Source organism: Anaeromassilibacillus sp. An250 (genome assembly GCF_002159845.1).
GTDB lineage: Bacteria > Bacillota > Clostridia > Oscillospirales > Acutalibacteraceae > Anaeromassilibacillus > Anaeromassilibacillus stercoravium.
This window is the reverse complement of sequence record NZ_NFJK01000006.1, coordinates 1-12,961: the sequence shown is the minus strand read 5'-3', so window position 1 is coordinate 12,961 and position 12,961 is coordinate 1. Positions and strand designations below refer to the sequence as shown.

Here is a 12,961-nt window from a genome sequence, read left to right as displayed (position 1 = left end):
CCTTCCATTCAGGAATCGAAAAGGGGCGGCACGGTGGCCGCCCCGGCTGGTCAAAACAGGGTGTTACTCGTCAAAATCCGGGTACAGTTCCAGCTCGTCAAACTCGACGTCAGTCATGGCACGCAGCTTGGCGAGGGTGCTGTCGGTCAGGGCCAGCAGTTCGGTCTCGTCCGGCTCCAGATGGCCACGCATCTCGGACAACGCCTCGATGGCTCCCAGGCGACTGCCGGGGTTGTAGATACACAGCAAATTGGTTTCCTCAAAGGTCATAGCGTTCATATCAGATCTCCCTTTCCGCGCTCTTTTTGGGCGCTGTCTTTTTGTGTTCGGATTTAGGCTGACTTTTCAGCTGATCCATGACGGACTTCTTCTTGTCCCGATCTTCCCGGTGGGCGGCGGCCGCCAAATCCATGAGAGAGATGGGCTGGCCGCTGCGGGCCTGCTGTTCCAGCTGGGCCACCGTCGGCTCCTTGGTGCCGTTGTTGATAACGCCGTCGATCATGCCGTAGTCGTCCTCCACCGTCATCTCCGCACTTTTCAGCGGATTGTCCGGCAGGAAGCCGGGGATTTGCTGAAAGCCAAAACTGTCGCAGTAATGACAGGATACCTTGCCGTCCTGCTTGATGGCAACGATGTCACTGACGCTCATAGACGGGTGGCGGTAGTCGGCAGGGTGTTCGTTGTTGAAGCGGTATTCAAGATTATCCAGCACGCTGCCTTTCAGGTCGCCGGGTGTGAGCGGCGCAGTATAGACCAGATCGTAGTTATCGCGCTGCACAGTCCGCCCGATGGACTTGACCCATTCCAGCCCTTCATAGCGAATGTCCCTCAGTTCATCGGTGTGCTTTACCTGATAGATGGCATAGCAATCGCCCTTGTGGTTGAGAAACGCCTGCTCCCGTTCCTGCTGGTGGTCCATGCGGTCCATGACCTGAGCATCAAAGGAGGGACTATCCTCCCATTCCTCACGGGTGACGGCAAAAATGCCATCGTGGGCGTCCAGGTCGGCGGTATCAAAGGCCATCGCCGGATTCTCTCCCTGCTGGACCATGTACACAGTCAGGTCCTGCGCCATCAGCTCGTAGGCCCGCTCTTTGGAAAGGGGCAGAAGGTCGCTGTCCAGGTAGCCGCACTTTTCCAAATCGTCTTGGGTCAGCGCCGGGTCCGGCATGGGGTATTCGTCCAGCGCCTGCTCCGGGGCATCCGGCAGCTGGGTGACTTCCGGCACAGCGGCTTGAGCCGCTGCCTGCATCTGTTGGATTGCCGCCTCCTGCAAGGTCTCGATCATGGACAGCGGTGCATAGCGAATGGACTGGCCGCCCATGCCGCGCATCTCACAGATTTTCAGCGCAGCGGTGGACAGCGACAGCTCCGGCGCATCCAGCTGGCCGCCGTCCAGCTGCTTCATGGTCGCTGCATCGTAGAGCGTGTAGTCCCAGCCGGTGTCGCAGGACTGAACATGAAGATAAGTGGCATCATCAACCAGCAACAGGGCCTCCTGGGCTTCGGCGCTGGGCTGGGTCCTTTCAGTATCGAAGGATACCGGGAATTCCTTATCAGAGTTCCACGCAGTATCTACGCCCATCGCCCTCGCTTCATCCGCCATTTTCACAAGGTTGGGGTCAGGTTCCGGCACCAGCTGGTCCAGACGATCCAACAGCTCGGCAGCTTTTGTGACCGCTTCTCCAGGTTCATTTTCATCGGCAAATTCCTGGAGCCAGTCCCGAACACCGCTGGCATCCCCGCTGCGGAGCGTAGCGGTCAGTTCCCGCAGCGCATCCTCACGATTATCCACCTGATCCCGATATTCATAGGTATCGTAGTCAAAAGAAAACTGGTCGATGTCGGCTGCCAGCTGCTCGATAGGGTCCAGCTGCGGTTCCGGGGCAGCAGTCAGGTCAATACCGCGCTCCTTGCAGATAACCTTATAGTGCCGGTCGATGTCGTTAATCAGCTCACCGGCGGTCTTATTGATAGTTTCCAAACTGGCCCGCAGCTCCGGCAGCTCCTTACCCTGGCTCCAGTTGGCGATGTAGCCGAAGCTGTTCTCGCCGGTCTGGATACCGTAATACTGGCAAACCGCGTAGGAAATGCTCTCGGCTTCCACCTCCTCGGTATTGCGGTCTTTCTTCTTGGGCGGCTCCTTGTCACCGGCCCTGGCCGCTTCCTCCTGTGCCTTGGCGTAGTTGTGCAGCTTGCTGTGGGCGATCTCATGGACGGCGGCGGAAACGGTCTGTACCTCGCTCATGCCTGCTCGGATGGCGATGCGCTGCTGGTCCGGCGAGAAATACCCGTCCATGTTGGCGGCCATCGGCTCCACAGAAAGCGGCACCGGCGCGGACCGGCGCAGCGCCTCCATGAAAGCCTCGTAGTTCTGGACACTCCCGGAAAGGGTGGACGCCAGCTCCGGCAGCGGTTTCCCGTCTGTCTGGCTTACATCGAACACCTTCACCGGACGGAACATGGGAATCTCAACTTCCCGTTCCTCCATGACCGCCTTGCCCTCTGCGTCCAGGATGGGGGCCTTGGTGTCCGGGTCCAGCTTCTGTTCCTCAATCTTTTTCTTGAACGGCGTGGGCGCGATGATGGTAATACCATGCTCACCCTTTTTTACATGGCGCTCAAACTGATTTTTCCACTTGTTGTACCCGGCCACCAGCGTGGCGTCCGGCTTCTGCATATAAATGAGCATGGTGTTGTTGACGGAGTAGCGGTGGAAACGGGACATCACGGACAGGTAGCGCATATACTTTTCGCTCTCGAACAGCTCCTTGATACCCTGTTCAATGCCCGCCGTGATTTGCTGCAACCGTTCCCGGTTGGTAGGTTTGTCAGCCATGATGTTCACTCTCCTCCCTATGGCCGAAATTTCAGCGGTGTGTTCTGCGATCCACTGGTCCTGTTCCTCGGTGCTGCTGTCGAGGAAGGTGTCCAGCAGATAGCCCATGTAATCTTTTTTCTGGATGGCCTCCAAAAAGCGCGGGTGCGGGTCCTCGTCCGGCGTCTTGGGGGAATAGTCGGCCTCCCATTTTCGGAGCAAGTGGTAGTAGTCCGTCAGGACACGCCAGCCGTGTTCCCGTTTTTCTTTCCGCGCCTGCGCCTCGGATTTTTGCCGGACATAGTTTCGCCGGGGCGGGGCCTTGCTGTCATAGGCAAGGCCAAAATCTTGGGCCAGTTTTTCGGCGGCCTCCTTGGGGGACAGGCCATAGAGCCGGGCGGTGAAGTCGATCACGTCGCCGTCTGCGCCGCAGCCAAAACAGTGGAAACGGGTGTCCACCTTCATGCTGGGGTGGCGGTCATCGTGGAAGGGGCAGCAGGCCATGCCGCCGCGCCCCACCGCGATGCCGTAAAGCTCCGCCGCCTCCCGGACGGTGACGGACTGTTTTACGACTTCAAAGACGCTCTCGCCCATGCTCACTTGCCGCCCGCTTTCGGGATGGGTGGTTTGTACCCGGCGGCCTTGGCCCGTTCGCTGGCGGCCTTGCGGCGCTCGGCGCTGTACGGCTCCCGCACCGACACGCAGCGTTTGGGCACCGTAAAGGTCTGACGGTCCTTTTTCACGATCTGGTCCGGGTACTTCTCCGCCAGCCGCCGCAGCTTTTCCAGCAGGCGCGGATCGTGGGAATAGACCTCGGCGGTGGCCTCGGCCTGGTTGTAGAGGATAATCGTTTCCTGTTCATACAAACTCAATTTCATTTGCCGCCGCCTTTCTGCCGGTCAAATTCCAGCTTGAAGTTGACGTACTGGCCGGTATCTTCCAGCACCACGGTGGCGTCGTAGGTCTTGCCGCTTTTCTCGGAGTACAGCCCCGCCACATGGGCGCGGCCATCTTTCAGCAGCGCCGCCACAATGTCCTTGGTGGGTTGTTTGCGCTTCGCTGCCCACCAGTTGCTGTTCTTCCAGATCGCAAATTTGCAAGATTTGTCCTGGCAGAAGAAGCCTTTTTGCATTTCTGCAATTTCACCGCCGCAGCGGGGGCATTTGCCCACCACCTCGCGGGGCGGAGCAAACAGGTACTCGCTGCCCTTGATGACCTGATAGGTCCCCACCAGCTCCTGCAGCATGGCGGTAATCTCGGCCATGAAGTCCTCCGGGGCCAGCTCACCGCGCTCGATCTCACCCAGCCGGTACTCCCACTCGGCGGTCAGCAGCGGGGATTGCAGCTGCTCCGGCAGGACGGTAATCAGGGAAATGGCGTCGTGGGATGGCAAAAGCTGCACGGTTTTCTTGCTCTTTTTGCGTTCCAAAAAGCCGGTGGACACCAATTTTTCTAAAATCCCGGCGCGGGTGGCGGGGGTGCCCAGCCCCTTGCGCTCGGCGTCCTCCGGCATATCGTCTTTTCCGGCAGTCTCCATCGCGGAGAGCAGAGTGTCCTCGGTGAAGTGCTTGGGCGGGCTGGTCTTACCCTCCTTGACGGTGGCACCGGCGACAGGCAGCTCCTGGCCCTCGGCCAGCTCCGGCAGGGCTTTGTCCTCGGTCTCTTTGTCCGGCTCCGCATTTTTCATGCTGGCCCGGTAGGCGGCGTCCAGCGCCCGCCAGCCGGGCTGCTTCACCGTGCGGCCTTTGGCGGTAAACTCCGCACCGGCGCACTCCACCGAGACAGAAGTTTCATCGTAGATATAGGGAGGTGCCACCGCGCACAGCAGCCGCAGCGCCACCAACTCCAGAATCGCCCGTTCACCCACCGGCAAAGCGGACAGGTCCGCCTCACGGATGTTGCGGGTGGGGATCACCGCATGGTGGTCGGTCACTTTCTTGTCGTTGATGACCGCCGCCGCATCGCAGGAAATGGCGATGCCCTTGCGGAACTGCATGGTCTTGGCGACCAGATTCACCAGCACCGGCAGGCTTTCAGCCATATCCGAGGTCAGATATTGGCTGTCCGTTCGGGGATAGGTGCAGAGCTTCTTTTCATAGAGGTTTTGCAGATAGTCCAGTGTCTGCTGCGCCGTGAACCCCAGCAGGCGGTTTGCGTCCCGCTGGAGGGTGGTGAGGTCATAGAGCGCGGGCGGCTTCTCGGATTTGTCCTTGCGTTCCACCTGTTTGACCGTCACCGTGCCGCCCTGGCAGGCGTTTTTCAGCTGTTCGGCATCGGCTTTCTTGTCCATGCGGGCGCTGGCAGCGGTAAAACTGGGCAGGTCCAGAGCCACAGAATAGAACGGCACCGGCTTGAAGGCGTCGATCTCTGCCTCCCGCTGGACGATGAGGGCCAGCGTCGGGGACATGACCCGCCCGATATTGAGGGTGCGGTGGTACAGCACCGAAAACAGCCGGGTGGCGTTGATACCCACCAGCCAGTCGGCCTTGGCCCGGCAGAGGGCCGCCTGGTGCAGCCCGTCATAGTCCGCGCCGGGGCGCAGGTGTGCAAAGCCATCCCGGATGGCGGAATCCTCCATGCTGGAAATCCACAGCCGTTTCATGGGTTGGGTACAGCCCGCTAGGCAGTAGACCGTGCGGAAGATCAGCTCGCCCTCGCGCCCGGCGTCGCAGGCGTTGACTACCTCGGTCACGTCCTCCCGCCGCAGCAGGGTGCGCAGCACGTCAAACTGATCCCTTTTGTCCTTGGCGATGGTAAAACGCCAGGACTCCGGCAAAATGGGCAGGTCGTCATAGCGCCACTTGGCATAGTCGGGGTTGTAGGTGGCGGCGTCCGCCAGCCCGGCCAGGTGCCCCAGGCACCAGCTCACCAGCCAGCCGCCGCCTTCCAGATAGCCGTCCCTGCGGGTAGTGGCCCCCAGCACGGCGGCCAGGGATTTTGCAACCGAGGGCTTCTCAGCGATCACAAGGCGCATCTTCCTCAACCTCCATTTCTGCATTGGATTTTTTCAGTTTTCTGGAAACGCTATTGCCATCGTCCAGAAGGCAGTCATAACCGACGTTGTAATCATAGCGGTACAGCTTTCCCAGCAGGTCGTTGATGATGACCCGGCAGGCCAGCAGCACACGCGCCTTATCCACCTGCATGAGCTGGTAGCGGCGGTAATCGCTGAAATATTCCTCGCGCTGGCGGGTCCGGGCGGCGGTTTCCTCCATCAGAATGTCGATCACGTCTTTGTCGCCGTCCTCTTTCGCGCCCTCGGCATAGTTCAGCATCTCCATCACCATTGGGAAGCTCTGCTCATCCATCGGGGCTTCCTCTTTGAGATAGCCGATCAGGGCGCAGAACAGGAACCGGGCCGCTGTCTGTTCCGGCTCGGTCAGGGCGGAAAGCGTCTCCTGCCCGCTGGGCAGAAGTTTGTTTCGGACAAAATCGTGGACCTCACCGCGGAACAAGTGGCGAATGGCGTCAATGGACAGAGACGGTTCTGCGGGTTCGTCCTCCACTTCAAATTCATAGGGGTCTTTCTGGCCCGGTTTTTTGCGCACCTTGGCGAGCGCCGTGCAAACGATGTCGCCGCCAAAATAGACGCCGAAGCAGATCAGGTCGAACACAATGAGAAACTGAATAAAGGGGTTCATTTTGGTTTTCTCCTTTCACGCAGCCACGCGGTCAGCTCTTTGTGGCAAAAACCCACGCAGGGCTGGCCGGGGCGGTAGTTTCCACAGCCATAACAGGGGTGGCCGGGAGATAAAGAGGGAGGGCGGGAAGCTGCCTTCCCGCCCTCCGGCCTGCGCGTCATTATGGGTTCAAAGGGGCTGTCGGTGAACCGGGTCATTTGGCCGGGGTCTCGCTTTCCTCATCGCCGCCCCCGTCGGCGTCCTCCGGCTCAGTCTCCCAGGTTTCATCCTCCGGGAGTTCCTCGTCCTCGCCGTAGTCATAATCATCCAGGTTATCGCTGCCCTTGGTCTTGGGCTTCTGCTTGATGAATTTGAAGTAGACCAGCGCACCGATGCCGCCCAGCACGGCCAGCACCACCAGCAGCATCGCCGGGTTCAGCCCAGCCGGTTCCTGTTCCGGCTCGGTTTCTGTCTCCGGGTCAGGGGTGGGTTCCGGCTCCTGGCCCATACACTCCGCCATATTCACGGCGCACACCGGGCAGGCCGTATTCACCGCACCGGCGGCGCATTTTTCCGTGCAGTTGCAGACAGCGGGCGTTTCCTGTGTAGTCTCGCCGTCCTCCATCAGCGCCATCAGGTCGGCCTCGTCCACCTGGTTTAAGAAGTGGACGGCGGTTTCCTTGTCCTCGTTGGCGCGGTCGATGAGGATATAGAAGTAGTTGCCCGCCTTGGTGGTGACGGTGATGAGCTGCTTGTTGCCGCCGAAATCATCCACCAGGGCGGCGTTGCCCTCCGGGGTCAGGGGCGGGCTGTCCTCGGTTTCCTCCACCACCACATTGCTGTCATTGGTGGCGTCCGCCGCAGGGGTAGCCGCCGGCGCAGGGTCGGTGCCCTGGGCAAAGGCGGTCACAGAAAAGCCGCCCATCAGCACCAGGCAGGTGCAAAGGGCGGCAAGGGTTCTACAAATTTTCTTATTCTTCATGGGGCATATCCTCCTGTTCGGAATCAGCGGGAACCGCCGCCCGGCCGGGCACCATGCCGCCCGACAGCATGGCGTTCAGCTGGGCCGGGGTCATGCGCACAGCGCGCACCATCTGGACGATCTCCAGGTTCTCCGCCTCGGTTTTCTGCGCTTCCAGGGCCTTCAGCTTTTCCTGCTGTTCCGCAATCTTCTCGCGGGTCTTAGCGATTTCCTGGTCAATGCGCTGGATTTTGTTCTTAGCCATAGTCAATCACTCCTTCATAAAAAATGTTCACCAGTTCATCAGGCCGTAGCCCTTGATGCACTCGTAGGTCAAAGAGTAGCTCTTGATCTTGCAGGCGTCGCCGGAATTGCCCTCCACAGTGTAGACTTTGCTGCCGTCGGTGCCGACAACGATCCCCACATGATCGGCCCGGCCGTCCAGGTCCCAATCGAAGAAGATGGCATCGCCGGGGGCGATGTTGGCGTAATCCCGCCCGCCCCATTGTCCATGTGACTGGAACCAGGGGATGCCCTGGGACTGGCAGGCGGCAAAGCGCGGCTCCGTCAGCCCCATCTGGCCGTAGCACCAGGACACGAAGCAGGCGCACCACTCCACGCGGGAGGTAAAGCCGTACCAGCTCCAATAGGGCTGGCCGCCCACGTTGCCAACCTGGCTCTTGGCGATGTCCACCACCGCCTGGTTGCCGGGCCGGGTGCCGTTCACAAACTCCACACCGGCCAAACTCTCGGAATCGCTGGTGTCGGCGGACCCGCCGCCGAAGATCAGGGGCTTGTTGCCCAGCGTCTGCCGGTACACCTGGTACATCTCCAGTTGGTCCGGCGTCAGCAGTTCAGAGGCCACGGAAGATATAGGTTTGCTGGTGAGGGTCACATTTAAGATGTAATAGTTGTAGGGGACCTCGACCGTGTAGCTGTTGCCCTCGCTGTCCGTCCGGGTTTCGGTGCGGTAGCGCATCTCCACTTCCTCGGTCAGCGTCAGCTGGTACTGCGCCGCGAAGATACGTTCCAGCTCCGCCTGGGCGCTTGCCCGCGTGTAACCTTGCAGCACAGCGGACAGGTAGGCCGCCAGCTCGTGGGGGTCGTGGCCGATCATATCCAGGTCATAGCGGTACTCGTCATAGCCGGGGTGGCTGCTCTCGATGTTGTCGATCTCAGCTTGCAGCGCCGCCTCCTTGGCGGCGTAGTCGGCCTCCACCGCCACCAGCTCCGGGTCATCCGAAGGGTAGGTGGTGCCGGAAATCGCCGAACCGATGCTCTGCGCCATCATGGAGCAGGAGGACATGGTGTTGAGCAGCAGGCAGACCAGCAGGAAAATCGCCAGCAGGATGCCGAATCCCTTTTTGTGCTGCATCACATAGGCCCCGGCCTGCTGGGCTTTCTCCTTGACCGTCTTGGCCGCCTTGCCGGTCTTTTGGGCGGCACCGGCGGCGCTCCCGCCGGACTGTGCGGCCCGTTTGGCGGCGGCGTACTGTTTCTTGATTTGCTGTTTCTGCTGCCAGCGGGACAGTGGATTACTGGCTGCCGCAGGGTTTTCATAGACAGATTTCTGGAACAGCGCCTCGATGTTGGCCTTTTCCAGCTTCCGCTCGGCCTGGGCGGCCTTGCGGTAAGGTTTCAGTTTGTGGCTGCGGTAGCCCTCCCGGACCAGATGCACGCCGGTCTCTACGGCTTCCTCGGACTTGTGGGCGCTCTCCACGCCCACGTTATCGTCCTCGGTCTTGCGGATCTCCTGATGGAGCTTACCCGCCACCGCGTTGCCCGGCGCGTCCCGCACCGTATGGGACAGTTTGGAGGGCGGCCGGGGCTTATCCTCCAGCACCAGCTTGGTCGTGACCTTGCCGGTCTTGGGGTCCACCTCGGCCCGCTTGACCTGCTTTTTCGGGATTTTTGCCTGCGCCTTATCCGCTTTGGCGGCGGCCTTTTCCGCCTTGCGGATGGGCTTCTCCAGCGCCGGGTCCGCCCGTTCTTCCTCCGTAAAGCGCAGGCGCGGTTCCTTAATCAAACCATTCCCCCAGCATGAGGGAGGCCGCCATGCTGGAAAGCTCCGCATAGGCCGCCAGCCCCAGCGGACCCACAAAGCGGCACTCGGTCAGGCAGGCGTAGAGCTGGGCCACCACGTCGGCCAAAATCTGGACCTCGGTGCCCTCCAGCACGGCACCTCCGGCCTGCCCGCGCTGGACCTTGGCGGCGCACAGAATCTCCACCAGCCGCAGCAGGCCAATTTCGCCGGTTTCAGTCAGTTCAGCGGCCTGGTCCGCCGCCGTGCGGCACTCGGAAACGGCGTCCGCCATCGCCGTCAGCAGCGCGGTGCGCTGGGTTTCCAGCGCCCGGTCCAGAAACATCATGTGGTCGTTATGCAGAATTTCGGGTTTCATCGTCCATCAGCCTCCTTCATTTCCTGGGGTTTGGTCGTCATAATGCGATACAGTTCGGTATTCTTGGGGAAGTGGTCCACAAAGGGCAGGATGGTGGAGCCGTAGAACAGCAGCCCCTCGCCCTCGCCGGAGTGGGTCACATAGGACAGCTGGTGCGGGGAAATACCCAGCTGCCGGGCCAAAATCTGCCGGTCACCGCCCGCCTGGTTGAGCATATACACGAAGTCGGAGTTTTCAAAGATGTTCTCCACCTCGCGGGAAGAAAGCAGGTCCTTCACGTTCTGGGTGATGCCCGTGGGAATGCCGCCCCACTTTCGGAACCGCTTCCAAATCTCCACCGTGTAGGCGGCAGTCTGTTCCTCTTTCAAGAGCAGGTGCATCTCGTCGATGTAGTAGCGGGTAGACTTGCGGGCGGCCCGGTTGATGGTGACGCGGTTCCACACCTGGTCCTGGACCACCAGCATCCCGATCTTTTTCAGCTGCTTGCCCAGCTCCTTGATGTCGTAGCAGACAATGCGGTTGTTGATGTCCACGTTGCTGCGGTGGTTGAACACGTTGAGGGAGCCGGTGACGTAGATTTCCAGCGCCGTTGCGATGTACTGCGCCTCTTTCTCATCCTGCGCCCGCAGCAGGTCGTACAAATCCTCCAGAATGGGCATATTCTCCGGGCGCGGATCGTTGAGGTAGTCCTGATACACCAGCCGCACACAGCGGTCAATGATGGTTTTCTGCACCGGCTGCAATCCGTCCTTGCCGCCCACAATCAGTTCACACAGCGACAAGATGAAGTCGGATTTCAGCGACAGCGGGCTTTCATCGTCCGAATAGTCCAGGTTCAGGTCCATCGGGTTGATATAGTTGGTGGAGGTGGGCGAGATTTTGATGACCTGCCCGTGCAGGCGCTCCACCAGCGGCGCGTACTCGGCCTCCGGGTCACAGATGATGACATCATCGCTGGTGAGCAGGAAGCAGTTAGCGATCTCACGCTTGGCGCTGAACGATTTGCCGCTGCCCGGCGTGCCTAAAATCAGGCCGTTGGGGTTTTTCAGCAGCTTGCGGTCCACCATGATGAGGTTATTGGACAGGGCGTTGATGCCGTAGTACAGCGCCTCTTTGCCATTCTGAAAAAGCTCCTGGGTGGTGAATGGCACGAAGATGGCGGTAGAGCTGGTAGTCAGCCCGCGCTGGATCTCCACCTGGTTCAGCCCCAGCGGCAGAGAGGACATCAAGCCTTCTTCCTGCTGGAAGTCCAGCCGGGTCAGCTGGCAGTTGTACTTCTGCGCGATGGAGCTCGCCTGGAAGATGTTGTTGCCCAGCTGGCGGGGATTGTCCGCGGTGTTCAGCACCAAAAACGCCACCAGGAACATCCGCTCGTTGCGGCTTTGCAGGTCCTGCAACAGCTTCTTGGCCTCGGCCCCGTAGGTAGCAAGGTCGGACGGGATGATGTCCATGTCATACCCGGCGCGGACGGCCTTTTTCTGTTCCTCGATCTTGCTGCGGTCCAGGTCGGTGATCTTGCGCTTCACCGTCTTGATAGCCTTCACCTGGTCCACCGACTGGATGTGCAGGTTGACGATCAGGCTGCTTTCCATGTCCAGGAAATCCGCCAGCATCCGGTCGTTCAGCTCCGGGGCCAGAATCTGCACGAAGCTGACAGCCCCGTACTTTCTGCCCATGCGGAACTGCTTGCCGGTGCGGAACTCGAAGCCGGACGGGGCGATGAAGTCTTTGGTGGAAAGGCCGCTGGGGGCCAGCCAGTCCCACTCGAACTGGAAGGGCACCTGCTCATCCATGTGGAAGATGGCGTGAAGCTGGGCCAGCCGGGCTTTGCCGTCCAGCACCTCGGCGGCCACACCCAGCCGCTTGAAGTTGTTCAGCACATCGGTCTCGATGCGCTCCAGCCGGGGCTTGGCGGAGCGGATGCTGTCGGCCTCGATGGAAAAGGTCAGGTACTTGGTCTTGATGAGGCCGTTGTTGCCCCGCGCCAGCTGGTTTTGCAGCATCTGCGTGTACTCCACCCGGATGGGGTCAAAGTCATCTCCCTGAGCCGGGATGGTGATGCTGTTGGCGAAGGTCTCCTGGGACGCTGCCAGGTTCAAAAAGGACAGCTGGAAACGGATGGAGCTGTCAAAATAGTTGAGGAAATCGCACCAGCCTTCAAAGATGGCGGTCTTGTCCTCGTTCTGGCTGAGCTGGTAGTTGATGTCCTGGAACTGGATGGTCTTGGTGTAGCGGCCATCCGCCACCTTGCAGATGCCGTCCGGCCACATCCGCTCATAGGGGATGCTGTCCTGGGCGGACTGTTCCTTTTTGCCCGTGCGGTTGGCGCGGGCAATCGCTGCCTCGATCTGTTTGCGTTCGGCGCGGGTCAGCTTACGCCGGGGTTTGGTCTGCGGCTGTGCCGGTTCGGCCTGCCGCTTTGTCTTTGCCGCGAACAATGTCATACACCTCCTTGTCGAGATTTGCCTGCCGCTCCAACACGGCATAGAAGTTGTTGGTGCGGTAGGGGCGCTGCTTGGGCCGGATGACGGCCACCTTGAGGATGTTGCCGATGATCTTTTCCAGGGGCTGGCCGTGTTTTTCATACATCGCCAGCATGAAGAAAGGCAGCATGACGAGCATCATGCACATGGCCGCTACGCTGTTGCCAGCAGGCCCCCGGAGCAAAAAGAAAAGCGGCACGCCGATGAGCGCCCCGCAGCCGAAGCAGACAAGCTGCCTCTTGGTTAAATTGAACGCGACCTTGGTTTTGACTTTCGTCAAGTCTTTGGGTACGGGTACATAAGCCATTTTGCGTTTCCTCCTTCCTGGCTCAGTGCGCCTGAAAAACTGCTTTCGCGAGGCTGCCGGTTTTGAACAGTGTGAAGCACAGCAGCACGGTATAGCCCACGCAGCTCCAGATCGCCATGATGATGTCCTCCTCGGTGGCGATGTTCTGCACCAGTACGGCGTAGATCGCCACGCAGACGATAATCAAAAACGCCTGGAAGCCCAGCGCCAGCAGGCTGCGCAGGTAGTTCTGGCCCATGCCGCCCCATTCCTTGCCCATCATGGTCGCCATCGGGATGGGGGCCACCGACGTGACAAGTAGGGTAAGAACCCAGCGCCTTGCCATATCGCTATGGCAGGTTTCCGAGAACTCCCCTCCGAACCGGACTTACAC

At 60.2% G+C, this 12,961-nt stretch carries 11 protein-coding genes and 1 pseudogene; all 12 read right to left on the bottom strand.

Translation table 11 applies throughout. The features are described from left to right. Positions 1-63 precede the first annotated feature (63 nt). Complete coding sequence (locus B5F54_RS06795) at positions 64-279, bottom strand: transposon-transfer assisting family protein (protein WP_007045895.1); 216 nt, start codon at positions 277-279, stop codon at positions 64-66. A 1-nt stretch (position 280) separates the two neighbouring features. Then, a complete protein-coding gene (locus B5F54_RS06790; protein WP_087232321.1) occupies positions 281-3,412 on the bottom strand; it encodes an LPD16 domain-containing protein in 3,132 nt (1,043 codons plus the stop codon). 2 nt (positions 3,413-3,414) lie between these two features. Next, positions 3,415-3,696, bottom strand: coding sequence for an immunoglobulin (locus tag B5F54_RS06785; RefSeq protein ID WP_072849832.1), 282 nt, complete (start codon positions 3,694-3,696; stop codon positions 3,415-3,417). After that, entirely contained in the window at positions 3,693-5,792 is a 2,100-nt protein-coding gene (locus B5F54_RS06780) for a type IA DNA topoisomerase (protein ID WP_087232318.1), read from the bottom strand. Before B5F54_RS06780 ends, B5F54_RS06785 begins: the two co-directional genes overlap by 4 nt. Beyond that, entirely contained in the window at positions 5,773-6,459 is a 687-nt protein-coding gene (locus B5F54_RS06775) for a conjugal transfer protein TraG (RefSeq protein ID WP_087232315.1), read from the bottom strand. The genes B5F54_RS06780 and B5F54_RS06775 overlap by 20 nt, the downstream gene beginning before the upstream one ends. A gap of 193 nt (positions 6,460-6,652) precedes the next feature. Beyond that, entirely contained in the window at positions 6,653-7,420 is a 768-nt protein-coding gene (locus B5F54_RS06765; protein WP_072849837.1) for a DUF4366 domain-containing protein, read from the bottom strand. Next, complete coding sequence (locus B5F54_RS06760; RefSeq protein WP_072849839.1) at positions 7,410-7,664, bottom strand: DUF4315 family protein; 255 nt, start codon at positions 7,662-7,664, stop codon at positions 7,410-7,412. The genes B5F54_RS06765 and B5F54_RS06760 overlap by 11 nt, the downstream gene beginning before the upstream one ends. Positions 7,665-7,691: 27 nt before the next feature. Further along, on the bottom strand, positions 7,692-9,425 hold the full coding sequence (locus tag B5F54_RS06755) for a CD1108 family mobile element protein (protein ID WP_087232311.1): 1,734 nt from the start codon (positions 9,423-9,425) through the stop codon (positions 7,692-7,694). Continuing rightward, positions 9,418-9,798 (bottom strand): DUF3851 family protein, encoded by a 381-nt coding sequence (locus B5F54_RS06750; protein WP_054334883.1) that lies wholly within the window; start codon positions 9,796-9,798, stop codon positions 9,418-9,420. Before B5F54_RS06750 ends, B5F54_RS06755 begins: the two co-directional genes overlap by 8 nt. Further along, positions 9,795-12,242 (bottom strand): VirB4-like conjugal transfer ATPase, CD1110 family, encoded by a 2,448-nt coding sequence (locus B5F54_RS06745; protein ID WP_072849843.1) that lies wholly within the window; start codon positions 12,240-12,242, stop codon positions 9,795-9,797. Before B5F54_RS06745 ends, B5F54_RS06750 begins: the two co-directional genes overlap by 4 nt. Next, positions 12,172-12,588 carry a PrgI family protein gene (locus tag B5F54_RS06740; RefSeq protein WP_072849845.1) on the bottom strand — a complete coding sequence of 139 codons (417 nt, stop codon included), beginning with the start codon at positions 12,586-12,588 and terminating at the stop codon, positions 12,172-12,174. Before B5F54_RS06740 ends, B5F54_RS06745 begins: the two co-directional genes overlap by 71 nt. Before the next feature lie 22 nt (positions 12,589-12,610). Further along, positions 12,611-12,889: pseudogene (locus B5F54_RS06735) on the bottom strand (VirB6/TrbL-like conjugal transfer protein, CD1112 family); the annotation flags it as partial. Positions 12,890-12,961: the final 72 nt, after the last annotated feature.

Excerpts from the sequence above, each read along its gene's own strand:
- B5F54_RS06795 (WP_007045895.1), bottom strand. The coding sequence starts at position 279 with ATGAACGCTATGACCTTTGAGGAAACCAATTTGCTGTGTATCTACAAC.
- B5F54_RS06790 (WP_087232321.1), bottom strand. The coding sequence starts at position 3,412 with ATGGGCGAGAGCGTCTTTGAAGTCGTAAAACAGTCCGTCACCGTCCGG.
- B5F54_RS06785 (WP_072849832.1), bottom strand. The coding sequence starts at position 3,696 with ATGAAATTGAGTTTGTATGAACAGGAAACGATTATCCTCTACAACCAG.
- B5F54_RS06780 (WP_087232318.1), bottom strand. The coding sequence starts at position 5,792 with ATGCGCCTTGTGATCGCTGAGAAGCCCTCGGTTGCAAAATCCCTGGCC.
- B5F54_RS06775 (WP_087232315.1), bottom strand. The coding sequence starts at position 6,459 with ATGAACCCCTTTATTCAGTTTCTCATTGTGTTCGACCTGATCTGCTTC.
- B5F54_RS06765 (WP_072849837.1), bottom strand. The coding sequence starts at position 7,420 with ATGAAGAATAAGAAAATTTGTAGAACCCTTGCCGCCCTTTGCACCTGC.
- B5F54_RS06760 (WP_072849839.1), bottom strand. The coding sequence starts at position 7,664 with ATGGCTAAGAACAAAATCCAGCGCATTGACCAGGAAATCGCTAAGACC.
- B5F54_RS06750 (WP_054334883.1), bottom strand. The coding sequence starts at position 9,798 with ATGAAACCCGAAATTCTGCATAACGACCACATGATGTTTCTGGACCGG.
- B5F54_RS06745 (WP_072849843.1), bottom strand. The coding sequence starts at position 12,242 with ATGACATTGTTCGCGGCAAAGACAAAGCGGCAGGCCGAACCGGCACAG.
- B5F54_RS06740 (WP_072849845.1), bottom strand. The coding sequence starts at position 12,588 with ATGGCTTATGTACCCGTACCCAAAGACTTGACGAAAGTCAAAACCAAG.